Origin of the sequence: Amycolatopsis sp. 505, from assembly GCF_031625235.1 — a bacterium.
Classification (GTDB): Bacteria; Actinomycetota; Actinomycetes; order Mycobacteriales; family Pseudonocardiaceae; genus Amycolatopsis.
The window spans coordinates 1,348,976-1,372,914 of sequence record NZ_JACKQP010000001.1 but is presented as its reverse complement, the minus strand read 5'-3'; the positions used below and the strand labels follow the sequence as shown (position 1 = coordinate 1,372,914).

The following is a 23,939-nucleotide window of genomic DNA, read 5'->3' as shown; positions in this document are numbered from 1 at the left end:
GGGCGCGAGAAAGCGCACCGCCGTGTCACGGGGATTGCGCGGACGCCAAGCCGTCAGCGAAGGACGGACGTGGACGCCTCAGCGACCCGTGAAGGGAGGTGTTCAGTCAGGAGTGACGCCGGGCTGTTCGCCCGGGGTGCGCAGCGAGTGGCGCAGGCCGGCGCGGCTCATCGCCGCGACAGCGGAGTCGACGGCTTCGGTCGTCCAGAAGGGGACGCCGAAGTTGAAACCGTCGAGGTGTCCACCGGGGGCCGTGGTGCCACCCGGGGCGGTGGGGACGGCCGGCGCGATCGGAAGCTGCGCCGGAGTCAGCGGCGACGGCAGCTCACGGTGCCCGTCGCGGGAGTCCCCCGCGGCACCGGTGCCGTCGTGCTGGCCACCCGCCGGCATCGCGAGCGCGGCTCGCAGCGCGGCGGGAAGTTCGACGGTCGAGACGGCGGGCGTGCCCGCGACCTCGCCGGTACCGGAGGTCACCGGCTCCTCCTCGACCGGGGCGGTGCCCGGGAGGACGGGGAGCGGGACCAGGTCGCCGTGACCGGCCGGGTCGAGCAGCTGCCACACGTGGCGGCCGAAGTCGGTGGCCGGCGCGGGGGCGATGGTCTCCTCGATGACCTGGCGGGTGTCCTCCGGCTTGCGCGCGATGTGCTCGAACGCGCCGAGGGTGCGCTGGGCCGGGCTCAGCACCGCGTCGTCGGCGAGGTCGGTGACCGACGCACTGACGTGCTCGGAGACTTCGTGCTGCAGCGTGCCGGCGTCGGTGCGGCCGCACCGCGGGGCCTGCGGCTCGCTCCACGTCGTCGCGTCCTGGTGGCAGGCGGCGTCGGCGACCGAGCCGGCGACCTCGCCCGCGAAGTGCCCGGCGCCGCGGTTCACGTCGCCGATCCCGGCCGCGGTGGCGTCGGTGACCGGGGTGACGGAGGCGGTGCCCACCTGGACGGTGTCGGCGGAAGCGGCGGCGTCGGAGACGAACCACGCGGCGGCGGTGCCCGCCATCGCGCCACCCAGGACCAGCAGCGCACGCGACACGAGACGGCCGACGCGCTTGGCGCCCTGCCCCTCGTTCGTCGCGGTGGTCGCCACTAGTGGTCTCCTCGTGCTGGGTTCGTGATCCGGCCGTTGCGAAAGCGACCTAATCAAACCGGCGCCGCGCCGCGCACCCTCGACACGACTTGATGCCCCCATCGTGTGAAAGACACACGGTGTAGCCCGATTTGACGGTCGGTGATCATCCCTGGCCGTCACGCGTGTCGGACGCGGCCGCGGGAAAGCGGCCGAATCGGGCGGAGCAACCGCTACGGTGAGCCGGTGACCCACGCGCGACGTGAAGACCCGTTTCTGCCGGAGCACGAGGACGTCACCGGGCTGATCCCCCGGGGCCTACGGATAAGTGCCGCACTGGCGTGGCGGTTGATCGTGGTGGCGGCGGCCCTGTACGTCGTGGGTTGGGTGATCGGCCGCCTGTCCGTCGTCGTGATCCCGCTCGGCATCGCCCTGCTCCTCTCGGCGCTGCTCGCGCCGGCCGTGCAGAAGCTCGTGGCGGTCCGGTTCCCGCGGGGACTCGCGACGGCGATCGTGCTGATCGCCGGGCTGGCCGTGCTGGGCGGGCTGCTGACGTTCGTCGTCACGCAGTTTTCGAGCGGCCTGCCCCAGCTGCAGCGGCAGCTCAACGAGAGCCTCACCCAGATCAAGGACTGGCTGATCTACGGCCCGATCCACCTGCGCCAGGAGCAGATCCAGCAGTTCATCAACCAGGTCTTCGGCTTCCTGCAGAACAACCAGAGCTGGCTCACCGACACGGCGCTGACCACGGCGAGCACGGTCGGCGAAATCGTCACCGGCTTCCTGCTCACGCTGTTCATCACCATTTTCTTCCTCAGCGGCGGCGACGGCATCTGGACGTTCCTCGTCCGCGTCGCGCCCCGCCGGGTCCGCAACCGGGTCGACGTCGCCGGGCGCCGCGGGTTCGCGTCGCTGGTCAGCTACGTGCGGGCGACGGCGGCCGTGGCGGTCGTCGACGCCGTCGGCATCGGCATCGGCCTGTGGATCGTCGGCGTGCCGCTGGTGATCCCGCTGGCCACGCTGGTGTTCCTCGGCGCGTTCATCCCGATCATCGGCGCGGTCATCACCGGCGGGGTCGCGGTGCTGATCGCGCTGGTCACCAACGGCTTCATCGGCGCGGTGATCGTGCTGGCCATCGTGATCGGCGTGATGCAGCTGGAGAGCCACGTGCTGCAGCCGCTGCTGCTCGGGCGCGCGGTGAAGCTGCACCCGCTCTCCGTCGTCCTCGCCATCACCGTCGGCCTCGTCGTGGGCGGGATCGCGGGCGCGCTGATGGCGGTCCCGATCCTGGCCGTGCTCAATGCGGGCGTCCGGTCCCTGCTGCACGAGGAGAACCCGGACCCGGCCGAGGTGAACGTCCTCGCGGACCAGGCCGCCCAGCCGAACGACGCCGAGCCCGGCTCGCCGGGGGCCACCGTGCCGACCCGCGGCGAAGACGAAGACGAGAAGTGACCGTCCGGCGGACGCCCGACCCCGTCACGCCCATGTGGCGGGGCGTGCTGGCCTTCCGCTTCCTCACCTGGTCGTTCGCCTGCGGCACGGTGATCGTCCAGAGCGGTCACTACCGGCGCGAGTGGCTCGCGTGGACGATCCTCGGCGTGATGGCCGTGTGGTCGGTCGTCAGCAGCTTCCTCTACCTGCGCGAGCGGACGCGGCCGCCGTCGCTGGTCGTCTTCGACCTCGTGTTCACCACCGGGCTGCTGCTGAGCTCGCCGTGGGTGCTCAGCGACACGCAGTTCGCGCTCAACGTCCCGCTCATCACCACGGTGTGGGCGGCCGTGCCGCCGGTCGCCGCGGGCGCCCGGTTCGGCGCGTCCGGCGGGGTGCTCGCCGGGCTGGTGGTCGGGGTGGCGACCGGGCTGGCGCGGGAGAAGTTCGACCTCGACGTCGCCCGCGACGGCGTCCTGCTCGCCGCCGCCGGCCTGCTGGTCGGCATGGCTTCGACGATGGCCCGCCGGTCGTCGGCGCGGCTGGAGCAGGCATTGCGGAAAGAAGCGGCGACGGCCGAGCGGGAGCGGCTGGCGCGTTCGATCCACGACAGCGTGCTGCAGGTGCTCGCGCGGGTCCGCAAGCGCGGCAACGAGGTCGGCGGCGAAGCGGCGGAGCTGGCCCGGCTGGCCGGCGAGCAGGAGATCGCGCTGCGGTCGCTGGTGACGACCGAGCCGGTGCAGCTGACCGACAGCGGCACGATGAGCCTGCGCGCGGCGTTGCAGGTGCTCGCGACGTCGTCGGTGCAGGTCTCGGCCCCGGCGGACGACGTCGAGCTGCCCGCGCACGTCACCGGCGAACTGGTCGCTGTGACCCGCGAAGCCCTGTCAAACGTGGAGAAGCACGCAGGCCCGGACGCGCACGCCTGGGTGCTGCTGGAGGACCTCGGCGACGAGGTCGTGGTGAGCATCCGGGACGACGGACCGGGCATACCGGACGGCGTTCTCGAGCAAGCCGCCGCGGACGGGCACCTCGGCGTGGTGGAATCCATCCGGGGGCGGGTCCGCGATCTCGGGGGGAGCGCGACCCTCGACACCGGGCCCGGCCGGGGCACGGAGTGGGAGGTCAGGGTGCCGAGCACGAGGGGTGCGAGATGAGCGACGAACCGCGGATCTCCGTCATGGTGGTCGACGACCACCCGATCTGGCGCGACGGGGTGGCCCGTGACCTCACCGAGCACGGCTTCGACGTCCGGGCGACCGCGCCGGACGCCGACGCGGCGGTGCGGATCGCCCGCACCGTGCAGCCGGACGTCGTCCTGATGGACCTGAACCTGGGCAGCACTTCCGGTGTGGACGCGACCCGCGAGATCACCGCGGCGCTGCCGTCGACGAAGGTGCTGGTGCTCTCGGCGAGCGGCGAGCACAAGGACGTCCTGGAGGCGGTGAAGGCGGGCGCGTCCGGGTACCTGGTCAAGTCGGCGTCCGCGGTCGAGCTGGTCGACGCCGTGCACCGGACCGCGGCCGGCGACCCGGTGTTCACCGCGGGCCTGGCCGGGCTGGTGCTCGGCGAGTACCGGCGGATGGCCGACGCGCCGGCGGAGGGCGCCGAGCCACCGCGGCTGACCGAGCGCGAAACCGACGTCCTGCGCCTGGTCGCGAAGGGCCTGACCGCGCGGCAGATCGCCGAGCGGCTCGTGCTGTCGCACCGGACCGTGGAGAACCACGTGCAGTCGACGCTGCGGAAGCTGCAGCTGCACAACCGCGTCGAGCTGGCCCGGTACGCGATCGAGCACGGCCTCGACGAGGAGTGACCCTCAGGGCACGACCGCCAGGCCCGACCAGGTGCCGGCGGGCAGGGCGGCCCGGCTCAGCCGCCACTGCGGTTCGCCGGGGTGCCAGGCGGCGAGGACGCGGTCGGCGAGCACCAAGTCCCCGGCCGCCGACCAGCCGAAGCCGCCGCCGCGTTTGAGGTGCTCGGTGACGAACGGCATTCCCGGGGCGTGGTCCCAGGTCGGCCCGTCCGGGCGCAGCAGCCAGAGGTCCCGCGTCTGCGTGCTGGTGCCGCGGTAGGCGGGATTCGCGAAGTCGACGGCCCAGATCGCTCCTTCGCGCGAGGGCACCACGGCGGGTGCCGGGCCGATCGACGGCCGGCTGAGCTTCTTGCTGCTGTTGTCCCGCAGGTCGACCAGAGTGAGATCGGTCAGGCCGTCGAGCAGCAGCCAGTCGCCCGCGGCGCCGAGGATGCGCGGCGCCTGCCGGATCGTGCGGCCGGTCGCCGGTTCGATCAGGGCGTCCGTCGACTCGGCGGCGTCGGCGTTGATGGTGATCAGCAGGCCGTGCCGGGTCTCGGTCCGCACCTGGGTGCGGCAGCTGGCGGGCTGGCCGCGGCCGAGCTCGCCGGCGGCGAACGAGAGGTGCAGGAGGCGGCAGTCGTCCGGCGCGTCCTGCCGGATCAGCCACACGCCTTCGCCGCCGGCGTCCGGACCCGCCGACCAGGCCTTGCCGAGCGACCGCGGCGGGCTCGACGGCCCGGTGTACTCGAGGATGTCGAACGGCTCGGGGTCTTTCGGGTACATCGGGCGGACCGTCAGGACGACGTGCTCCCCGACTCGGACGACATCCAGCTGGACGTCACCGCCGGGGTAGCCGGGCGGGGTGGCGACGGGGCCGCGGTCGGCGTCGAACAGGGTGGGGGCGACGGTCGGCAGCAGCGCGGTGACACCGATGCCGCCGGTCGCCTGGATGCCGGAGAGTTCCGCCAGCGGCCCCGGAGGGGGTGGCGGCGGCGGGGGTGCGGTGTTGGTGCACCCGGTCAGCAGGAGGGCGGCCGCGACGGCGGCCATGGCGCGGACTACGGGTCCGTTCAGGGTTTTCCCCCGATCTCCCTGGTGAAATCCAGTTCTACCATCGTGGACATGGGCGAGGAAGAGACCGCGGCGGCGGAACCGGTGACCGAAACCAAGCCGTTGAGCGAGCGCGATCTCCGGGTGTCGGACGACGAGCGCGAACACGTCGTCGGCGTGCTGCAGAAGGCGATCGGCCGCGGGATGATCGACCTCGACGAGTTCACCGAGCGCACCGACCGCGCGCTGGCGTCGCGGACGCGCGGCGAGCTGAACGCGGTGCTGGCCGACCTCGCGGGTCTGTACCACCCGGCCGCGGCCCTCGCCGCCGCGCCGGCGTACGCGGCTCCGGCCGGCTACAGCGGCTTCCCGAGCGGGCAGCGCGTCGAGCTGAACGCGAAGTACTCGTCGCTGCACCGCGGCGGGCCGTGGGTGGTGCCGTCCCAGCTGGTGGTGCGGAACAAGTACGGCTCGACGAAGCTGGACTTCACCGAAGCCCAGGTCCAGTCGCCGGTGGTGTACCTCGAGCTGGACGCCAAGTGGGGCTCGGTCGAGATCATCATCCCGGAGCACGCGGCGGTGGACCTCAACGCGATCGGCGACGTCAAGTTCGGCTCGATGGAGGACAAGACGCGCAGCAACGGCCGCATGGGCAACCCGCGCTACGTGCTGAGCGGCCGCGTCCACGGCGGTTCCCTGGTCGTCCGCCACCCGCGGCGCGGCATCTTCGGCTAGCCGGGGCCCCTCTGCCCCCGGCGTCAAGAAGGCCTCCCCACCCAGGCATCGGGTGAGGAGGCCTTCGTTTTGTTCAGGCGGTCCGCAGGTTCCGCGCGACGAACCAGACGAGGGAAGCGAAGGCCACGGCGGCCAGACCGGCGACGACGTGCAGCCCGGCGGCGAAGCCGTGCGCGCGGACGACGGCGTTGCCGAGGGTGCCGACGGTCGCGATGCCGATGGCGTAGCCGAACTCGTTGACGGTCTGCGCCAGCGACGCGGCGGCCCCGGCCTTGCGTTCCGGAACCGAGCCGACGACGAGGTCGGTGCCCAGGGCGACCATCGGCCCGACACCCAGCGACGTCACGGCGAACCCGAGCGCGGGCCACCCCGGCCCGGCCGCGGGATCGGCGAGAGCGAGGATCGCCATGCCGCCCGCGGCGAGGGCCACGCCCCCGGCGATGAGAACGTGCGTCTTGATCCGGCGAGCGAGGTGCGGCGCGGAGAGGAAGCTGACGGTGGAGGCGGCCATCCCAGGCAGCAGCCCCAGCGCGGCCCCGACCGGCGAGAGGTGCTGCGCGACCTGCAGGAACTGCGCGGTGAAGAGCATGGTCGTGCCGCCGAGCATGCTGAACAGGAGCATCCCGCCGAGCGTGGTCCGGAAGGCCTTCGCGGCGACGAGGCTGAAGTCGACGAGCGGGTCCTTCAGGGCGCGTTGCCGCTTGTAGAAGACATACCCAACGACCAGGCCGGCGACGAGGGCGGCGGCCGGAACCGGGTGGAAGCCATCGCGAGCGAGCTCCTTCACGCCGTAGACGGCGGGCAGGATGGCGGCGAGCGAGAGGAAGACGCTGGGGAGGTCGAGCCGGCCGGCCTGCGCGTCGCGGTATTCGGGCAGCAGCTTCGGGCCGATGACGAGGAGCAGGACCATGGCGGGGACGCCGAGCAGGAAAACCGAGCCCCACCAGAAGTGCTCGAGCAGGAGCCCGCCGACCATCGGCCCGATGATGGCGCCGACGGTGAAGCAGCCGGCCCAGATCCCGATGGCCTGAGCGCGCTGCTGCGGGTTCTTGAAGAGGGTCCCGATCAGGGAAAGGGTCGAGGGAGCAAGGGTGGCCCCGGAGATCCCGAGCACGGCCCGCGCGGCGATGAGCATCCCGGCACTGGGAGCGAAGGCGGCCCCGACGGAGGCCAACCCGAAGGCGGCGGCCCCGGCGAGCAGCAGCTTCCGCCGCCCGATCCGGTCGCCGAGCGTCCCCATGGTGACCATGAACCCGGCGACCATGAAGCCGTAGGTGTCCATGATCCAGAGCTGCTGCGTCCCATCGGCGTGCAGCGCGGTGGCGATCTTCGGGAGGGCGAGGACGAGGACGAAGACATCGAGCGAGACGAGCAGGGTGGGCAGAGCCAGCACGGCCAGCCCGATCCACTCCCGACGCCCAGCCCGCGCGGCTTGCGCTTCGATGGCTTGGGCTTCGATGGCTTGCGCTTCGTTGGCTTGCGCTTCGTTGGCTTGGGCCCCGCTCGTTCGGGCCCCGCCGGTTTCAGCCTCGCCGGCTCCGGCCGGGGCGGCGATGGTGGCGGTCATGGTGAGGTCCTCTCGACTCGGGGTGCTTCGCTTCTCACCTCTTCGTCGAGCGGGTGCGGGCGGGATCGACAACTCGCCCGGATTTTTTCACTTGGGGGGTTGCGGGCCTTTGAGGCGTGGTTGCCCACACCCCTCGATCAATGTGGACAACCACGCTGATCCAGATTGGCATAGGTCAGCACTGTCGGTGATGACCGATAGACTGAAAGTGGGGGGGCGCCCCTGCGGGTGGGATGATTCGCGGTGGGGCGAAACGAGCGGGCCGGGCCGCGGACCGGATCAGAGGTGGGCGGGCAGCAGGCCGGGCTGGATAGCAGCTCGGGCCGCGCCGGCACGGCCGGGCGAGCCCGGCGGCGGGATCCTGGGCGGCAAGGAGAGCCGGAGCGCAGGCTGCGGGCGCAGGCCAGGCAGCGATCGGCACCGGCGCGGGGCGCGGCGGACGGCCAGCCAGGTTGAGTTGAGCCGCAGGCAGGGCGGCAGGTCGGGCTGACCGGCCGGGCCGGGCGGCGCGGCGGGCCGGCGGCGCGGCGGGCCGGCGGCGCGGCAGGCCGGCGGCGCGGCAGGCCGGGCGGGCGGGCGGGCGGCTCAAGAGGGGCGACCACCGCCGGGGCGACCTGGCCGCAGTATGCGGGCGGCCAGGTCGGCGTCGGGTGTCAGGGCATCAGGGGCGAGCCGCCGCGCGGGCGGATGTCGGGTCGGACGTTGCCAGCGTTGCCTCTGCCAGGGCCTCGCACTCTGCGAGCGTTGCCGTCGCCAGGCTTGCTCCCACCGCCCGGACTGCCGGGGCGTTCATCGACAAGCTCGTCAGGCCCAAGCCCGCCAGGACCAGGGCGAGCCTCGGGTCGGCCGCCGCTTCGCCGCAGACGCCGGCCGGTTTGCCTGTTTGCTTGGCCGCGTCGCCGATCAGCTTCAGGAGGCGCAACAGGCCTGGCTGCCACGGGTCGTTCAGCTTGGCCACCGCGCCCAGCTGGCGGTCGGCCGCGAACGTGTACTGGGCCAGGTCGTTCGTTCCCACCGAGACGAAGTCCACCGCGTCCAGGATTTCGCGGGCGCTCAGCGCCGCCGCCGGGATCTCGATCATCACGCCCGCGCGGGCGATGCCGGCCGCGCGTACGCGCGCTGCGAACCAGGCCGCTTCCTCGACCGTTGCCACCATCGGGGCCATCACCGAAACCTCGGCGCCCGAGTCCTCCGCCGCGCCGGCGATGGCCTCGAGCTGGCGGTCCAGTACCTCGGGGCGGTCGAACGCCACGCGCAAGCCCCGCACGCCCAGCGCCGGGTTCGGCTCGGCCTCCGGCGACAGGAACGCCAGGGGCTTGTCGGCGCCCGCGTCCAGGGTCCGCACGATCACCGGCTTGCCGCGGAACGGCGACAGCACCGCCGTGTACGCCGCGCGCTGGTCGGCCACCGATGGCTCGTCCGCGGCGTCCAGGTAGCAGAACTCGGTGCGGAACAGGCCCACCCCTTCGGCGCCCGCGTCCGCCGCGGCCTGGGCGTCGGCCGGGGAGCCGACGTTGCCGTAGACCTTCACGCGGTGGCCGTCGGCCGTCGCTCCCGTGCCGTTCCACTCGGCGAGGTGGGCCACCGTGGCCGTGACGACCGGGGCCGACGGGTCCGCGACCTCGACCGTGCCCGTGTCGCCGTCGACCGCAAGCGCTTGCGCGTCCAGGGCCAGCAGCCCGCGCACCGCCACGACGGCCGGGATGCCCAGCGCTCGCGCCAGGATCGCGGTGTGGCTGGTGGGGCCGCCTTCTTCGGTGACCAGGGCGAGCACCTTCGCCGGGTCGAGGCCGGCGGTGTCGGCCGGGGCGAGGTCACGGGCGACCAGCACGCTCGGCGACGCCAGCTCGGGCACCCCCGGCGGCGCGATGCCGAGCAGCTCGGCGATCAGCCGGTCCCGGACATCGCGGACGTCGCGGACGCGCTCGGCCATGTAGCCGCCGGCCGCGGCCAGCGCTTCGGCGAAGCCCTCGGCGGCCTGGTAGACGGCGCGCGCGGCGGGCAGCCCCTGCGTCTTGACCAGCGTTTCGGCCTGGGACGCCAGTGCCGGGTCGGCCGCCATCGCCGCGGTGGTGATCAGGATCGTCGCCGCCTCGCCGGTGGCGGTCTCGGCCTGCTTCTCCAGCCGGCCGGCGACGGTCGCGGCCGCGGGGGCGATCCGCGCGGCTTCGACGGCCGGATCGGCCGGGGCGGGCGTGGCGGCGGGCTCGCCGAGCGGCTCCGCGACCCGGACGACGGGACCGCTGGCGCGGCCAGGGCTGACGGCGACCCCGGACAGGGTTCCCGCGGAGGCGGCAGCAGGCTCGGGCACGGCGGCGGCAAACTCAGGCATGGTCTAGACCATAGCTCAGGTAGGCCTGGATATCTCGTGGTGGCGGGCACAAACCGCGCTGCTGTACCTGTTCGAGCACCGGCCGGACCTCCTCGTGCCACCAGGAGTCGGCCAATTCGCCGCGGCTGCGGACGGGCCGTCCGGCCAGCATACGGCGGAAACCCCAGGCCTCGGCCGAGTCGGCGAGCCGGAACCAGTCGGCCGGGTCGTCGAGCCACAGCCCGAGCCGGACGTCGTCGGGCAGCGGGACGCGCTCGAGGAACATCCGCTCGGCGGTCTTCGACGGCAGGTCGGCGAGCGTCAGGCAGCGCAACGCGCAGGCGACCGTGCTGATCCAGCGGACCCGCGCGCGGATGGTCCGGGCGCCGCGGGCGCGCGCGATGCCGACGCGGTGGTGGCCGTCCTCGACGAAGAACATGTCGGAGAGACGCACGAGCCGAACCGGCGGGAGGTCCGCCGACGTCCGCGTCAGGTGTTCCCAGCGGTCGCGCAGCGCGCGGTTGCGCGGCCGGAACTCGCGGTCGAAGTCCCCGGCGCGGGCGACCGTGCCGACGATCCCTTCCACCGGCACGTCGTAGACGCCTTCGTCGAGCTCGGTCTGCTTGCCGAGCGCCTTGAGGGTTTCGTCGAGCGGCATGATCGCGAGCCGGTCGGGACGGCGTGCGTCCGCGATCGCCCGCAGCTGAGCCGCGTAGCCGCGCCACCAGGCCGAGCCGAACGAGTCGCCCATGTGACGTGCAACACGGGCGTCTGGGTGATCATTCCCCCAGGTCGGCGGCGGTCGGGTAGGACGGCTGAGCCCCGGGCCGCGTCACGCTGAACGCCGCGACGCGGACCGCTCGCTTCGCCGCGGAGACCAGGTCGGCGCCATCGGCGAGCGACGCGGCGAGCGCGCCCGCGAAGGCGTCCCCGGCCCCGGTGGTGTCCACGGCTTCGACCTTCGGCGACTCGACCTGGCTCACCGAACCGGCTTCGACGACCACGGCGCCGGCCGCGCCCAGCGTGACGACGGCCGCTCGCGGGCCGAGGTCGAGCAGCTGCCGGAAGTCCGCGCCGGGCCCGGTGAGCCAGGCGGCCTCGTGCTCGTTGACCAGCAGGACGTCGAGCTTGGCCAGCGTCTCCGGGGAGAGCTTGGCCGCGGGCGAGAGGTTCAGCAGCACGCGCACGCCCCGTTCGGCGGCTCGTGCGACGGCGTGCTCGACGGTCGGGAGCGGCACCTCCAGCGAGGCGACCATGATTTCGACCCCGTCGAAGACGGCGTCGACGTCGGCGGGCTCCAGGCTGGAGTTGGCGCCGGGCGAGACGAGGATCGAGTTTTCGCCGTCCGGGGTGACGGTGATGTAGGCGATGCCGGTCGGCCGCTCGCTGGTGCGCACCAAGCCCGTGTCGACGCCGGCGGCGCGGAGCGAATCGAGCAGCAGCCGGCCGTAGGGATCGTCGCCGACGGCGCCGAGCAGGGCGACGTCCGCGCCGAGCCGGCCCGCCGCGACCGCCGTGTTGGCCCCCTTGCCCCCCGGGGACAGGACGGTGTCCCCGCCCAGCACGGTCTCGCCACCCGCCGGCCGCCGATCCACGGCGACGACGAGGTCGGCGTTGGCGGATCCCACAACGAGTACGTCGGAGTTCATACCGCACTGTCCCACGAAAGCCGTCCGACCAGGTCGGGAAGGGTACGCCAGGGGAAAGTGAAGGTTTTTGTAACTTATCCGGCGTTGAGTGCGACAATCATGCGAGCAGCGGATGCCCGTCACCTGATCGGGGGATGCTCGTCCCCCGGACGTCACTTCGCGGACCGGTCCCGCTCTCCAGGTGCGTCATCACGCGAGACGTGATGACGGTGCTCCAGCCGGCGCGAGCCGGACAGGGCATCAGGTCGCCGGCGCCGATCACGTAGCCCCCCGAGTGATCGGCGTCGGCGGCGCCCCGCCCCCTCGTGCGATGACGTTCTTGGCCGCGCCCGGGGAGATTTTCACTGCCAGCTGCCGCTCCTCGCCGCGGCGGAGGATCGCGTGCACCGAGACGTACTGGCGTGTGGCCTTCTTCGCCGAGGGCTCGGCCGTCAACCGGGCGAGGTCGGCGCGTCGCACCCTGATCGGTTCGCCTTCCTCGGGCTGCCAGGTGATCGCGTCGGCGGCCAGGACGAACTTGCCGGTTTGACCCCGGTAGCGCGTCAGGTAGAGCAGCACCCAGATCGCCACGACGACCGGCAGCGGAATGCCGGGCGGGATGTCGAAGAAGGCCGGCGCCACGAAGTCGGCGATGACGGCCAGCCAAGCCGCCCACAGGACGAGCAACCGGCCGCCGGAAGCCTGCTCGGCGCGGACGAGCGTCCGCACTTGGTCCGCGCTCCAGCGCCTGACCAGCAGCTTCACCGGATTCGGTACGCCGAAGCCGCCGCGCCGGACGTTCTTGGACGTCCACCGGACGAGGCCGGGGCGGTACCGCTCGATCGCCGCCGATGCCTTTTCGGCCTCCTCCGGGGCCATCGCCGAAGACAGGATGAAGCCGTCTTCGGACTTGTGGCGGCAGTCCGGGTTCAGGTTCTTCATCGCCTCCTCGGCCACCAGCGAAACGGCGAGCGCGACCCGGCCGCCGGGCTGCCCACCGCGGAAGTCGAAGCGGCGGACGTCGTCCCAGGGGAGGACCAGCGTCGTCTTGTCTTCGAGTGGCTGCCGGAACCCGTCGGGACCGAATTCGACCCTCGCCGTCACCAGCGAACCGTGACGGCGGATGTACCACCGCATGATCGGCCCGCTGCAGAAGCACAGCACCGCGAGCACGCCGAGCGCGGGCGCCACCCAGCGCGCGACCGGGTCGTGGCTGCGCGCCCACACCAGCAGTCCGGCCGCGACGGCGGGCGCGAGGCCGAGGAACGCCAGGCACCCGGCGGCCGTCCGCAGCACGGTTGGCTGGTGGTGGATCGGCAGCCGGACCTGCACCACGGCCGTCTCCGGCTCGCCGGGAGTCGTCGACACCACGGCGCTAGATCGACCCGGAGATCCGCTGGCCACCCTGCTGGTGGAAGACCGGGTCGGGTTTCTTTTCGTTGTAGTGGTTCTCGCGGTACTCCTTATCGGCTTCGTCGTCGGCACCTGCGGTCTTCTTGCCCGCTTCCTTCCCGGCTTCTTCGCCGAGTGCCTTGGGCAGTTCCTTGAGCCCGTCCTTGAAGACGCCCGGCGCCGCGCGTGCCGCGTCCTGCAGCGCGGCGAGCAGCTTCTGGCCGACCGTCCGGAACAACCCGCTGAGGTGGTTGAACTGGCTGATGCCCTTCTGGAAGGCCCGCACGAGCTTCTTCAGCCATTCCGACATCCGCGACCCACACTGGACGATCTCGGCCGTGCCTTCGCCGGCCAGGCCCGCCGGCGCCGCGGGGCCCGGGTACCGCATGAGGATGCTGATCAGCTTGCCGATGCATTCGGTGAGCAGGTCACGCAGCACGCTGCGCACGACGTTGAGGATGCTCTTGCAGACGTCGATCAGGACGGAGACGGCCTTCGCACCGCCCGCGACTCCGGAGTACATGTCGCCGAGTTCGGCGACGAACGCGCGGTACGCGTCCGCGCCTTGCCCCTGCCACTCCGCGCTGTCCGCCTTCACGGTCTCCAGGAGGTCTTTGGCGATGGCGTCGATCTCGTCGCTGATGCCGCTCCACGTCTCCTGCATGACGTCGAGCTGTTCCTGGTTCCCGGTGACCCAGTCGAGCGGGGCGCGCAGGAATTCGACGTGCTCGATCAGCCAGCCGAGCCCCATGCTCGCCAGGCCGGCGATCGGGTCGCGGAGGAAGTCGAGCACGCCCATGGCGCCGAAGCCGAGGTTGAGCAGGCCTTCGGTCCAGTCGCCGTCGGCCGCCTTCGTCGCCGCGTCCCAGAAGTCCTGCGCCATCCCGGCGCCTTCGAGCGCCGACGACCCTTCGTCGACCTTCTTCTTGGCCTCCGTCACCAACGCGTTCTCAGTCAAGGTGGATGCCTTCCAAACTCGCCTTGACGTCCTGCTCGCGCCAGTCGACGTGGTGGGACCAGGTGCGCACGCGGTCGATCTGCTCCTGGGCCACGTTCTTCGCGTGGCCGATGGAGTCGCTCCCCAGGGTCTGGGCGACGCCGCACAGCGCGCCGAGGCCGCAGGCCTGGCCGATGAGGCCGAACGCCATCGGGTCGACGACCTGGGCCGCCGCGTCCAGCGTCTTCGCGAACCGGTCGACGAGCGGCTCGAGCTTCTTGGCGTGGGACAGCAATTGCTCCGGCTCGATCCGGATGTCCGCCTGCGGGTCGGTCACGGTCTTCCCTCCCTCGTCGTCCTGGTCAGCGCAGGTAGTCGCCGTCACTGAAGTAGTCGTCGTCGGCGCCTGCCTCGGGCGCGGGACGCGGCGGCGCCGGTTTCGGCTTCGGCGCCGGCGGTTCGTCCTCGGCGATGAAGCGCGCTCCGTCGTTCGCGGGCGCCGCGTAGCCACCGTCCACGAAACCCTGCGGCTCCGGCTCCGGGAATTCGTGGTGGAGCTGCCGGACCAGCTCGTCCATGGTTTCGGTGCCCGCGATCGACGGCATCCCCACCTGCACGGCACCCGCCAGCCTGCTTTGCGCGCGCCGGACGGTGCGCAGGATCTCGTCGGCGAGGTTCGCCTTCTCCCGCACCGCGTGCCCGATCTCCAGGCCGACCAGGTTGCCGAGGTGGTTGACCTCGACCGCGATCTGGCCGTCCTGGCTGCGTTCGGACACCGAGACCGCCGCCATCTCGGCCTGCATGCGGTCGCCCCGCTGCTTGGCCTCGGCGATCTGGGCGTCGAAGCTCGCCAGCAGCTGCTCAGGATTCGACACGCGAACCTCCCCTGTTCACGTCAGTAGCCGTACGAGCACCGAGTGTGGCACACCGGTCCGACAGTTTCGGGGGAGTTCCGGTTTTCCCCATCCCCTCTGCGCGCGTGGCAGGTGCGGGCACCTGACCCGGTCGATTCTCCACACCGTCGGTAACCGCTGGGGTATCGTGCGTGACGCAAGAGGGGAGATCGAACGCGAGGGGAGCGCGGTTCGGTGGGGTTGTTCGGCGACATGCTCGACGCTGCCAAGCACGTCGGGTCGGAGATCGCGCACGCCGTCCAGTCGGGCGGCGAGCGGCTCGGCAACGTCTTGACCGGCGCGGGTGTCGGCCTGCTCGCGGGTGGGCTGCCCGGCGCGGTCGCGGGCGCCTACGTCGGCTCGCAGACCGGCACCGGGGCGGCGAACCCGCAGGCCTCCGGGCTGTCACCCGCTCAGCTGGTCCAGGCGGTGATGAACGGTCCCGGCACCGAGTCGCTGCAGAAGGTGCACCAGGCGGGCGTCGACCAGTCGGCCTACCAGCGCCGGTTGGAGCAGGGCACGCGCGAGCTGACTTCCGGTCTGGAATCCGCGTGGACGGGCGGGGCGTCGGACGCGGCACGGGAGCGGCTCCGGCCGTTGACGGCGTCGGCGACCTCGGCGTCCACGACGCTGGACCGCAACTCGACGCTGGCCCAGGCGCAGATCGACCAGTTCCACCAGATGAAGAACTCGCTGCACCCGGACGTCACCGACCAGCCGCCGACGCGCAGCGCCTGGGACGTCGCGACGCCGTGGGACACCGACACCGAAGACAAGATCAACCAGTACAACCGGAAGGCGCAGGAGAACGTCGAGCGGTACACCGCGTATTCGCAGCAGTCCAGCTCGAACACCGCGGCCCGGACGATCGACTACGGCCAGCTCCGCGAGTACACCGGCGGCGAGTTCACGGTGCAGGACCCGGTCGAGCCACCGCCTCGCAAGCGGACGCGAACCGGTGGCGACGACGACCGGTCGATCGGCGGGCAGGTTCAGCCGCCGCCCGCGGTGCACCCGCCGGTCGCGCCGCCGCCTCCGGGGCAGGTGACGCCGCCCGGGCAGGTGACGCCACCGGCGCAGGTCGTTCCGCCGGGACAGGTCCTCCCGCCGGGGTCGCACACGCCCGTCGTCGACGACAGTGTTCGCGCGCAGGGTTACGTGCCGCCGTCGGCGACGCAGTACCCGCCGGGTTACCAGCCGCCGGGGACGGGATTCGGCCCCGGCTCCGGTCCCGGTGATGGGTTCGGTCCCGGTTTCGGCCCTGGCGGTTTCGGGCCGGGTTCGTCGTCGGGCGGGAGCGGCGGCACCGGCACGGGTGTCCGTGGTCCGGGCGCTTCGACCGGATCCGGCGTCCCGGGCGAAGGACGTCCCGGCGCGGCGGGCGGGGTCCGCGGCGGCGCGGCGGGCAAACCGGGTGCGCCAGGAATGGGCGGCATGGGCCCCGGTGCCAAGGGCGGCAAAGGCGAGGAGGACGCGGAGCACCAGCGCGCGTCGTACCTGGTGGAGGCGGATCCGGAGAGCATCTTCGGCGGCTCCGACGAGCGGACGGTGCCCCCGGTGATCGGGCTGTGATCTTCCTGCCCAAGACGGCCCTGCTCACCGCGTGGGAGTGGGAACGGCACGGCCCACCGCCGGCGGTCCTCGGCGCCGACAACCTCTGGCTCGGCGACGAGACCCGCAAGCGGCTCGACGAGCAGGTCCTCGACGTCCTGACCTCGCTCCGGCTCGCGGCCGGCGGCACACTGACGCGGGAGTTCCGGGACGTCCTGCGCGTCCTGGCGAAGGGCGTCCACCAGTTCACGGCGTGGCTGGGTGACATCGAAGCGGACGAATCGGGCACGGCGCTCGTGTCCGCCTCCGGGCCGGACGCGCTGCGGCTGATCCGGAAGGACGAGACGGTCCGGATCGACGTCGTGGAGCCGTCGCGGCTCGCGGAGTCGCTGGTGGACGTGCTGCCCCCGGTACCACCGGCGCGGATCTCGGCGGTGTCGATCCCGGAGGCGCGGTTCTCGGGCCGCGCGGTGGAGGAGTCGTACGACCTCGACGACCCGACCGCCGACCGCGGGCGCGACCCGTTGCCGTGGGCACGCCGGCTGATGGCGGCGCGGCGCACGGGGCTGCACCAGTGCTACGCCGTGCGCAGCGGTGCTCGCAGCGCACCGATCACCGCGGTCGACGTGGCCGGCACAGGCCGGGTGCTGACGTACGTGTACCCGGGGCGCGAGCGGATGGTCAGCTTCCAGCCGGGGACCCGGGATGCGCTGGCCGAGGTGCTGTACGCGACCCTGAACGGGTTAGGGGGAGGACGATGACGGGCTCGATCTTCAGCGGGATCGGTTTTTGGGCGACGGACCTGCCGAGTGCGGGGCCGGCCGGTGGGCAGGGGTTCGCGATGAGCTCGGCCGAGATGCGGGCGATGCTCGAAAAAGCCGAAGACCAGCGCACGGCCCTCGGTGAGCAGATGCGGGCCGCCGAATTCACTTTGAAGGCGGTGCCCCCGGCCGAGGAGCCGGTCAGCCAAGCAGCCGTGAACGGGCCGAACGGGGTGAACGAGGCCGGCGAGTACTACCGCGGACACCTGCAGTACCAGTTCAGCTACTACTCCGAACTGATCCGCCGGTTGCGACAGGCACTCGGCATCACCGAAGCCGCGGATCAGCAAGCAGCGGATTCGACCAAGACGATCAAGGGGTCGCTCGAATGAGGCATCGGATTCTCGTGACCGCAGCCGTGGTCGCCGCCGGAGCGACGCTACTTACCTCTTGTACCGGTAAAGAAGCGTTGTCGGGCACTCCGACACCTGCGCCGGCAAGCACCGAGGAGCTGCCGAACGGCGGAGCTCCGAAGGTCGACAACCCGTTGCCGGCCAAGGTGCTGGACGGCAGTCCATGCGGTTCCGCACTGACTGCGGACCAGGTGAAGGGTTATCTCGGAGAGACGGACGCAGCCGATGCGAAGGACACCGAACTGGGTCCCACGTGCGACTGGAGCAGCAGCTCGGGAAGTGCCGCCGGCATCCTGGTCGGCTACGAGACGAAAACCGGCCAGGGAATCAGCCTCACCTACAAGAACGTCAAGCCGAAGGCGAGGCGGTGGGTCGACGACCTGGACCCGGTGCAGGGCTACCCCACCGTGGGTTACGTCGGCGTCGGAACCACCGACAACCGGACGTGCGTGGTCGTCGTCGGCATCGCGGACAACCTCGCGTACTCGGTTTCGCTGAGCATCGGCGACTCGGCGGTCCAGGCCGGGAAAGACGCCTGCCAGCTCGGGCGGGGCGTGGCCGACACGGTGCTGACCAACCTCAAGGCGCGCGCCTGAGCTGCACCTTTCGTTACCCCGGAGAACGCGTTAATGCAAAATCTGTCGTACTAAGCACCTAGACTGTTCGGATGAGCCACCCCACTCGGAGGGGTCGCGCGCGTGCGGCTACCGAACAGGACATCCGGCGGACCGCCCGGAAACTGCTCGTCGAGCAGGGGCCGGAGGCGGTCACGCTGCGCGCCATCGCGCGGGAGCTGGGGATCACCGCGCCCGCGCTCTACCGGTACTACGAGTCGCGGGACGACCTGGTCGAGAACCTGCGGCTGGACGTCTGCGCCGACCTGGCCGACGACCTCGCCGAGGAGATCGCCGAGCTGCCGGACGACGGCGTGCTGCAGCTGTTCGCCATCTGCAAGGGCTTCCGGCGGTGGGCGCTCACCCACACGAAGGAATTCACGCTCGTCTTCGCGTCGCCGACCGGGGGGATCGGGTCGACGTCGGGGAGTGCGCTGAGCCGGGTCGACGAGCCGTTCGGGCGGATCTTCCTCGCCGCCGCCGGGCGGGTGCTGGCGCGGCACGACATCGTGCTGCCGTCGGCCAGCGGGGTGCCCGATGAGCTGCGGGACGACCTGAAGACCTTCCAGGAGTCGCTGATCACCGTGCTCGTCGAATCCGATCAGGGGGTGCCCGTCGAAAAGATCGACCTCGGCGTGACGTACCTGATGATCCAGTTCTGGGCCCGGCTCTACGGGCACGTCACGCTCGAGGTCTTCGGCAACTACCCGATCCCGATGTCCAAACCGGACGTCCTGTTCGAATCGATGCTCGCCGACCTGGCGCGGGAAATCGGGCTTTACTCCGGTTAGGCCGCGTGGCCGCCGTCCACCGACAGCACCGCCGCCGTCACGTACTCGGCGCCGGGTGAAGCCAGGTAGGACACCGCCGAAGCCACCTCCGACGGCTTCCCGTAGCGGTCGAACGCCGTCAGCGCCCGCTGGTCCGCCGCGTACGGGCCGTCGGCCGGGTTCATGTCCGTGTCCGTCGGGCCCGGGTGGACCAGGTTGACCGTGATGCCGCGCGGGCCCAGCTCGCGGGCCAGCGCCTTGGTCAGGCCGACCATCGCCGCCTTGCTCGTCGCGTACAGCGCCATGCCCGGGCCGGGTACGCGGTCAGTGACGCAGCTGCCGATCGTGATCACGCGGCCGCCGTCGGCCAGGACGCCGGCCGCGGCCTGGGTGGTCGCGAACACGCCGCGGACGTTCACCGCCAGCACGCGGTCGACGTCGTCCAACGAGGTTTCGCCGAACGCGCCGACGAAGCCGACGCCCGCGTTGTTCACCAGGACGTCGAGCCGGCCGAACTCGGCCACCGCAGCGGAAACGGCGGCCGACACCGCGGCCGCGTCCGCCGAATCCGCCTGGATCGCCAGCGCGCGGCGGCCGAGGTGCTTGATCTGCTCGACCACCTCGGCCGCCCGAGCGCCGTTGTGCTGGTACGTCAGCGCGACGTCCGCACCGTCCTCGGCGAGCCGCAATGCCGTGGCCGCGCCGATGCCGCGGCTGCCGCCCGTCACCAGCGCCACCTTGCCGTCGAGGGTCATCCCCGGTTCTCCTTTGATCGAGCCGTTTTCGTTGACAGCTCAATCAAATCGAGAACCGGGGAGAAGCACCGGCAGCTTTCGGACAGCGCGCTACAGGACGATGTTGACCAGCCGTCCTGGCACCACGATGACCTTGCGAGGCGAGCCGTCGCCGACCATCGCCGCGACCTTCTCGTCCGCCAGCGCCGCCGCCTGGACCTCGTCCTGCGACGCCGAAGCCGGCACCGTCACCCGGGAGCGGACCTTGCCGTTGACCTGGATCGGGTACTCGACGGAGTCCTCGACCAGGTACTTCTCGTCCACCACCGGGAACGGGCCCTGCACCAGCGAATCCGCGTGGCCCAGCCGGTGCCACAGCTCCTCGGCCAGGTGCGGGGCCAGCGGCGCCAGCATCAGCACCAGCGGCTCGGCCAGCTCGCGCGGCGTCGACGCGGCCGCGCCGTACACCTTCGTGACGTGGTTGTTCAGCTCGATCAGCTTCGCGCCGGCCGTGTTGAACCGCATCTCCGCGTAGTCCTCGCGGACGCCGGCGATGGTTTTGTGCAGCACCTTGCGGTCCGCCTCCGAAGCGTCCTCAGTGGACACTCGCAGCTCGCCGGTCGCCTCGTCGACGACCAGGCGCCACAGCCGCTGCAGGAACCGGTGTGCGCCGACGACGTCCTTCGTCGCCCAGGGGCGGGACATGGCCAGCGGGCCCATCGCCATCTCGTAGAACCGGAAGGTGTCGGCGCCGTAGTTCTCGGCCATCTCATCCGGCGTGACGACGTTCTTCAGGCTCTTGCCCATCTTGCCGTACTCCTGGGTGACCTCTTCGCCCTCGAAGAAGTACTTCCCGTCGCGCTCCTCGACCTGCTCGGCCGGGACGTAGACACCGCGCGAATCGGTGTACGCGTACGCCTCGATGTAGCCCTGGTTGAACAGCTTCCGGTACGGCTCCTTGGACGTCACGTGCCCCAGGTCGAACAGCACCTTGTGCCAGAACCGCGAGTACAGCAGGTGCAGCACCGCGTGCTCGACGCCGCCGACGTACAGGTCGACGCCGCCGGTGTCGTCCGCGCCGTACTCGCCGGGCCGCGGGCCCATCCAGTACTGCTCGTTTTCCGGCGCGCAGAACGTCTCGGTGTTCGTCGGGTCCAGGTAGCGCAGCTGGTACCAGCAGGAACCCGCCCAGTTCGGCATCGTGTTGATGTCGCGGCGGTACTTCTTGACGCCGTCGCCCAGGTCCAGCTCGACCTCGACCCAGTCCGTCGCGCGCGCCAGCGGCGACGACGGCGTCGAGTCGCGGTCCTCGGGGTCGAACGTCACCGGCGAGTAGTCGGCGACCTCGGGCAGCTCGATCGGCAGCATCGACTCGGGAACGGCGTGCACTTCCCCCTCGGAGTCGTAGACGACCGGGAACGGCTCGCCCCAGTACCGCTGGCGCGAGAACAGCCAGTCGCGCAGCTTGTACTGCACGGTCCCGGTGCCGGCGCCCTTCTCCGACAGCCAATCGATGATCGTCTTCTTGGCCTCGGCGACGTCCATGCCGTCCAGGAAGCCGGAGTTGATCGCCGGACCGTCGCCCGTGTACGCCTTGCCCTCGAAGCCTTCCGACGGCTGCACGGTCCGGATGATGTCCAGGCCGAACTTCTCGGCGAACTCCCAGTCGCGGACGTCCTGGCCGGGGACGGCCATGATCGCGCCGGTGCCGTAGCCCATCAGCACGTAGTCGGCGACGAAGATCGGGATCTGCTTGTCGTTGACCGGGTTCGTCGCGTACGCGCCGGTGAAGACGCCGGTCTTCTCCTTGTTCTCCTGCCGGTCCAGCTCGGACTTCCGCGACGCGGCGACGCGGTACTCCTTGATGGCCTCGGCGGGCGTTGCCGCGCCACCGGTCCAGCGCTCGTCGACGCCCTCCGGCCAAGCGGCGGCCGTCAGCTTGTCGACCAGCGGGTGCTCCGGCGCCAGCACCATGTAGGTGGCGCCGAACAGGGTGTCCGGCCGGGTCGTGAAGACCTCGATCGCGTCTTCGCCGGTCTTGAACGTGACGCGCGCGCCGTGCGAGCGGCCGATCCAGTTCCGCTGCATGGACTTGACCTTCTCCGGCCAGTCCAGCAGGTCCAGGTCGTCGACCAGGCGGTCGGCGTACGCGGTGATCCGCATCATCCACTGCCGCAGGTTGCGGCGGAAGACCGGGAAGTTGCCGCGCTCGCTGCGGCCGTCGGCGGTGACCTCTTCGTTCGACAGGACCGTGCCCAGGCCCGGGCACCAGTTGACCGGCGCTTCGGAGATGTACACCAGCCGGTGGTCGTCGATCACCTTCTTCCGCTCGGACGCGCTCAGCGCCGCCCAGTCACGGCCGTCCGGCGTCGGCCGGGTGCCGTCGGCGAAGGCGGCCTCCAACTCGGCGATCGGGCGCGCCTTGCCCGCCTCCGGGTCGTACCAGGAGTTGAAGATCTGCAGGAAGATCCACTGCGTCCAGCGGTAGTACTCGGGGTCGATCGTGGAGATGCGACGGCGTTCGTCGTGGCCCAGGCCCAGGCGCCGGATCTGGCGCAGGTAGGTCCGGATGTTCTCCTCGGTCGTCTTGCGCGGGTGCTGCCCGGTCTGGACCGCGTACTGCTCGGCCGGCAGGCCGAACGCGTCGAAGCCCATCGTGTGCAGCACGTTCCGCCCGATCATCCGGTGGTACCGGGCGAAGACGTCGGTGCTGATGAAGCCCAGCGGGTGCCCGACGTGCAGGCCGGAGCCCGACGGGTACGGGAACATGTCCTGGACGAACAGCTTGTCGCTGGGCACCGGCTGCCCCTCGACGGCGAGCGGCCCGACGGGGTTGGGCGCGTGGAAGGTGCCCTGGTCGGCCCAGTGGTCCTGCCACCGCTGCTCGATCTGACCCGCCAGCGCGGCCGTATACCGGTGCGCCGGGACGTCGGTCCCTGTTGTCTCGGTCATCGCCGTCTTCCTTCGCGTATCGAGCTACTCCAGAAACAACTCGACCCCTCAGCCACCAGGGCATGAGGGGTCGCCGCGCCGGCCGGGCCGGGCCCGGTCAGCGCGGCAGGCTAAGGAGCAGCCGAGCCGTGTTCATACCTTCATCGTAACTTGCTGGTCAAAGCCGTTCCGAGGGGACCGCCAGTGCGACGAACTGGGTGACCTGGGTCGCGGAGAAGTTGTTGTCGCTGACCAAGATCAAGCTGCGCTCGCCGGTCGGCAGCTTCGGCCCCCAGGTCATCCCCTCCAGGTTGTCCACAGTGGACAGGCCGAGGCCGGCGGCGTCGAAGAGGAACCGCTTCTTGACCGGCTTGACGTGCTTGGCGTCGGCCAGCGACTTCACATTCAGGACGTTCGTCGCCCCGCTCGTGTCGATCTCGTAGACGCGCACCTTGTTGCCGACGCCGGTGACGAACGAGCGCTCCATCATCAGGAACTTCGTCGGGTCGGCCTGGTCGACGGCCAGCATGGACGAGACGCCGGTGGTGGCGAACGCGCCGGCGGGCACCGGTGACGCGAAAATCGGCTCCTGCGGGTACGCGTACTGCGCCAGCACCGGGCCGAACCGCGACTGCAGGGTGATCCGCGACAGCGCGCCGGTGGTCGTCGTCGGCTCGGGACCGTCCTGCAGGAGCGGGCCCTCGACCTCGCTGGCCAGGAGCGCGCCGAAGCCGGTGAAGGTGATGCCCTCGAGGACGAGGTTCTGCCGCGGCCCGGCCGTCGGCGTCATCTTCTCGTTGGCGGGAATCGGCAGGTCGCGGACGTATTCGCCGTCCCGGCGCGCCTCGCGGATCGACGGGTCGATCAGCGTCGTCGCCGTCCGCTCGCCCTCCTGCGACCAGTAGTAGTCGCCGGTCCACGGGTCGACGCGCAGCTCTTCGGGGTCGATCGTCTGCTCGTTCTGCGGCTTCGCCGGGTCGTTCTGCGCGAGCGGCGGGTACGGCGTGCCGTCCGGGCGCAGCAGCGGCTTCGTGCCGGTGAGGGTGACGTCGCCGACGCCGTGGGCGGTGACCGGGAACGTCGCCGTGTAGAAGCGGGCGGGGTTGATCGCCGACCGGTCGTCGCAGATCAGCGCGTAGCCGCCGGTCCGGGGGTCGTAGTCGATGCTGGACAGGCCGCCGACCGTGGTGCCCTGGAACTGCAGGGCGTTGGGGACGATCTTTTCGCCGAGCAGCCGGATCGGCCGCTGGTGACTCTCGGTGGCGCTCGCCGGGGTCGCGGCGAGGATTCCCCCGATCAGGGCAGCGGTCAGGACGGTCGGCAGTACACGCGGTGACATGGCCTGTAGCACAGTCGATCAGGGTATCCGG

At 71.4% G+C, this 23,939-nt stretch carries 22 protein-coding genes; 9 read left to right on the top strand and 13 right to left on the bottom strand.

What is annotated here, in order from left to right:
* Window positions 1-102: 102 nt before the first annotated feature.
* Window positions 103-1,080, bottom strand: coding sequence for a hypothetical protein (locus H5965_RS06645; RefSeq protein WP_310968395.1), 978 nt, complete (start codon window positions 1,078-1,080; stop codon window positions 103-105).
* A gap of 225 nt (window positions 1,081-1,305) precedes the next feature.
* Here H5965_RS06645 and H5965_RS06640 point away from each other — a divergent pair, with 225 nt between their 5' ends.
* The 3 genes from H5965_RS06640 to H5965_RS06630 are packed head-to-tail and all read left to right on the top strand — an operon-like array spanning window position 1,306 to window position 4,300.
* Window positions 1,306-2,511, top strand: a complete 1,206-nt coding sequence (locus H5965_RS06640) for an AI-2E family transporter (RefSeq protein WP_310968394.1) — start codon at window positions 1,306-1,308, stop codon at window positions 2,509-2,511.
* The gene (gene macS, locus H5965_RS06635) at window positions 2,508-3,644 is read left to right on the top strand and encodes a MacS family sensor histidine kinase (protein WP_310968393.1); all 1,137 of its coding nucleotides are present in this window, start codon (window positions 2,508-2,510) and stop codon (window positions 3,642-3,644) included. The genes H5965_RS06640 and macS overlap by 4 nt, the downstream gene beginning before the upstream one ends.
* Window positions 3,641-4,300, top strand: coding sequence for a response regulator transcription factor (locus H5965_RS06630; RefSeq protein WP_176173886.1), 660 nt, complete (start codon window positions 3,641-3,643; stop codon window positions 4,298-4,300). The genes macS and H5965_RS06630 overlap by 4 nt, the downstream gene beginning before the upstream one ends.
* Window positions 4,301-4,303: 3 nt before the next feature.
* On the opposite strand, the gene H5965_RS06625 is transcribed toward H5965_RS06630, so the two are convergent.
* Window positions 4,304-5,332, bottom strand: coding sequence for a hypothetical protein (locus tag H5965_RS06625; protein ID WP_310968392.1), 1,029 nt, complete (start codon window positions 5,330-5,332; stop codon window positions 4,304-4,306).
* 72 nt (window positions 5,333-5,404) lie between these two features.
* Between H5965_RS06625 and H5965_RS06620 the strand changes: the two genes are divergently transcribed.
* Entirely contained in the window at window positions 5,405-6,067 is a 663-nt protein-coding gene (locus H5965_RS06620; protein WP_310968391.1) for a DUF1707 domain-containing protein, read from the top strand.
* Window positions 6,068-6,140: 73 nt separating this feature from the next.
* Here the strand turns inward: H5965_RS06620 and H5965_RS06615 are convergent, their stop codons facing one another.
* From H5965_RS06615 to H5965_RS06580, 8 genes are all read right to left on the bottom strand, one after another.
* The gene (locus tag H5965_RS06615; protein WP_310968390.1) at window positions 6,141-7,634 is read right to left on the bottom strand and encodes an MFS transporter; all 1,494 of its coding nucleotides are present in this window, start codon (window positions 7,632-7,634) and stop codon (window positions 6,141-6,143) included.
* 661 nt (window positions 7,635-8,295) lie between these two features.
* Window positions 8,296-9,966, bottom strand: coding sequence for a phosphoenolpyruvate--protein phosphotransferase (ptsP, locus tag H5965_RS06610; protein ID WP_310968389.1), 1,671 nt, complete (start codon window positions 9,964-9,966; stop codon window positions 8,296-8,298).
* A complete protein-coding gene (locus H5965_RS06605) occupies window positions 9,959-10,696 on the bottom strand; it encodes a hypothetical protein (RefSeq protein WP_310968388.1) in 738 nt (245 codons plus the stop codon). Before H5965_RS06605 ends, ptsP begins: the two co-directional genes overlap by 8 nt.
* 28 nt (window positions 10,697-10,724) lie before the next feature.
* The gene (locus H5965_RS06600; RefSeq protein WP_310968387.1) at window positions 10,725-11,594 is read right to left on the bottom strand and encodes a ribokinase; all 870 of its coding nucleotides are present in this window, start codon (window positions 11,592-11,594) and stop codon (window positions 10,725-10,727) included.
* 258 nt (window positions 11,595-11,852) lie between these two features.
* Entirely contained in the window at window positions 11,853-12,941 is a 1,089-nt protein-coding gene (locus tag H5965_RS06595; RefSeq protein ID WP_310968386.1) for a hypothetical protein, read from the bottom strand.
* A gap of 7 nt (window positions 12,942-12,948) precedes the next feature.
* A complete protein-coding gene (locus tag H5965_RS06590) occupies window positions 12,949-13,923 on the bottom strand; it encodes a hypothetical protein (protein ID WP_310968385.1) in 975 nt (324 codons plus the stop codon).
* On the bottom strand, window positions 13,916-14,239 hold the full coding sequence (locus tag H5965_RS06585) for a hypothetical protein (RefSeq protein WP_310968384.1): 324 nt from the start codon (window positions 14,237-14,239) through the stop codon (window positions 13,916-13,918). The genes H5965_RS06590 and H5965_RS06585 overlap by 8 nt, the downstream gene beginning before the upstream one ends.
* Before the next feature lie 25 nt (window positions 14,240-14,264).
* On the bottom strand, window positions 14,265-14,777 hold the full coding sequence (locus H5965_RS06580; protein WP_310968383.1) for a YbaB/EbfC family nucleoid-associated protein: 513 nt from the start codon (window positions 14,775-14,777) through the stop codon (window positions 14,265-14,267).
* 213 nt (window positions 14,778-14,990) lie between these two features.
* On the opposite strand from H5965_RS06580, the gene H5965_RS06575 reads away from it, so the two are divergent.
* The 5 genes from H5965_RS06575 (at window position 14,991) to H5965_RS06555 (ending at window position 18,925) form a co-directional block, all read left to right on the top strand.
* Window positions 14,991-16,367 (top strand): hypothetical protein, encoded by a 1,377-nt coding sequence (locus H5965_RS06575; protein WP_310968382.1) that lies wholly within the window; start codon window positions 14,991-14,993, stop codon window positions 16,365-16,367.
* Window positions 16,364-17,107, top strand: coding sequence for an ESX secretion-associated protein EspG (locus H5965_RS06570; protein WP_310968381.1), 744 nt, complete (start codon window positions 16,364-16,366; stop codon window positions 17,105-17,107). The genes H5965_RS06575 and H5965_RS06570 overlap by 4 nt, the downstream gene beginning before the upstream one ends.
* Entirely contained in the window at window positions 17,104-17,499 is a 396-nt protein-coding gene (locus tag H5965_RS06565; RefSeq protein ID WP_310968380.1) for a hypothetical protein, read from the top strand. Before H5965_RS06570 ends, H5965_RS06565 begins: the two co-directional genes overlap by 4 nt.
* Before the next feature lie 14 nt (window positions 17,500-17,513).
* Complete coding sequence (locus H5965_RS06560; RefSeq protein ID WP_310968379.1) at window positions 17,514-18,116, top strand: DUF3558 domain-containing protein; 603 nt, start codon at window positions 17,514-17,516, stop codon at window positions 18,114-18,116.
* Window positions 18,117-18,187: 71 nt separating this feature from the next.
* On the top strand, window positions 18,188-18,925 hold the full coding sequence (locus H5965_RS06555) for a TetR/AcrR family transcriptional regulator (RefSeq protein ID WP_086851640.1): 738 nt from the start codon (window positions 18,188-18,190) through the stop codon (window positions 18,923-18,925).
* Here H5965_RS06555 and H5965_RS06550 read toward each other — a convergent pair.
* From H5965_RS06550 to H5965_RS06540, 3 genes are all read right to left on the bottom strand, one after another.
* Window positions 18,922-19,659: a 3-oxoacyl-ACP reductase family protein gene (locus tag H5965_RS06550; RefSeq protein WP_310968378.1), complete on the bottom strand. Its 738-nt coding sequence runs from the start codon at window positions 19,657-19,659 to the stop codon at window positions 18,922-18,924. The two genes, H5965_RS06555 and H5965_RS06550, sit on opposite strands and share 4 nt — an antisense overlap.
* A gap of 90 nt (window positions 19,660-19,749) precedes the next feature.
* Window positions 19,750-22,590: a leucine--tRNA ligase gene (gene leuS, locus H5965_RS06545; protein ID WP_310968377.1), complete on the bottom strand. Its 2,841-nt coding sequence runs from the start codon at window positions 22,588-22,590 to the stop codon at window positions 19,750-19,752.
* Window positions 22,591-22,747: 157 nt separating this feature from the next.
* Window positions 22,748-23,908: an esterase-like activity of phytase family protein gene (locus H5965_RS06540; protein ID WP_310968376.1), complete on the bottom strand. Its 1,161-nt coding sequence runs from the start codon at window positions 23,906-23,908 to the stop codon at window positions 22,748-22,750.
* Window positions 23,909-23,939 lie beyond the last annotated feature (31 nt).

Coding starts and splice junctions, on each gene's coding strand:
- H5965_RS06630 (WP_176173886.1), top strand. CDS start 3,641: ATGAGCGACGAACCGCGGATCTCCGTCATGGTGGTCGACGACCACCCG.
- H5965_RS06625 (WP_310968392.1), bottom strand. CDS start 5,332: ATGGCCGCCGTCGCGGCCGCCCTCCTGCTGACCGGGTGCACCAACACC.
- H5965_RS06620 (WP_310968391.1), top strand. CDS start 5,405: ATGGGCGAGGAAGAGACCGCGGCGGCGGAACCGGTGACCGAAACCAAG.
- H5965_RS06615 (WP_310968390.1), bottom strand. CDS start 7,634: ATGACCGCCACCATCGCCGCCCCGGCCGGAGCCGGCGAGGCTGAAACC.
- ptsP (WP_310968389.1), bottom strand. CDS start 9,966: ATGCCTGAGTTTGCCGCCGCCGTGCCCGAGCCTGCTGCCGCCTCCGCG.
- H5965_RS06605 (WP_310968388.1), bottom strand. CDS start 10,696: ATGGGCGACTCGTTCGGCTCGGCCTGGTGGCGCGGCTACGCGGCTCAG.
- H5965_RS06600 (WP_310968387.1), bottom strand. CDS start 11,594: ATGAACTCCGACGTACTCGTTGTGGGATCCGCCAACGCCGACCTCGTC.
- H5965_RS06565 (WP_310968380.1), top strand. CDS start 17,104: ATGACGGGCTCGATCTTCAGCGGGATCGGTTTTTGGGCGACGGACCTG.
- H5965_RS06555 (WP_086851640.1), top strand. CDS start 18,188: ATGAGCCACCCCACTCGGAGGGGTCGCGCGCGTGCGGCTACCGAACAG.
- H5965_RS06550 (WP_310968378.1), bottom strand. CDS start 19,659: ATGACCCTCGACGGCAAGGTGGCGCTGGTGACGGGCGGCAGCCGCGGC.
- leuS (WP_310968377.1), bottom strand. CDS start 22,590: ATGACCGAGACAACAGGGACCGACGTCCCGGCGCACCGGTATACGGCC.
- H5965_RS06540 (WP_310968376.1), bottom strand. CDS start 23,908: ATGTCACCGCGTGTACTGCCGACCGTCCTGACCGCTGCCCTGATCGGG.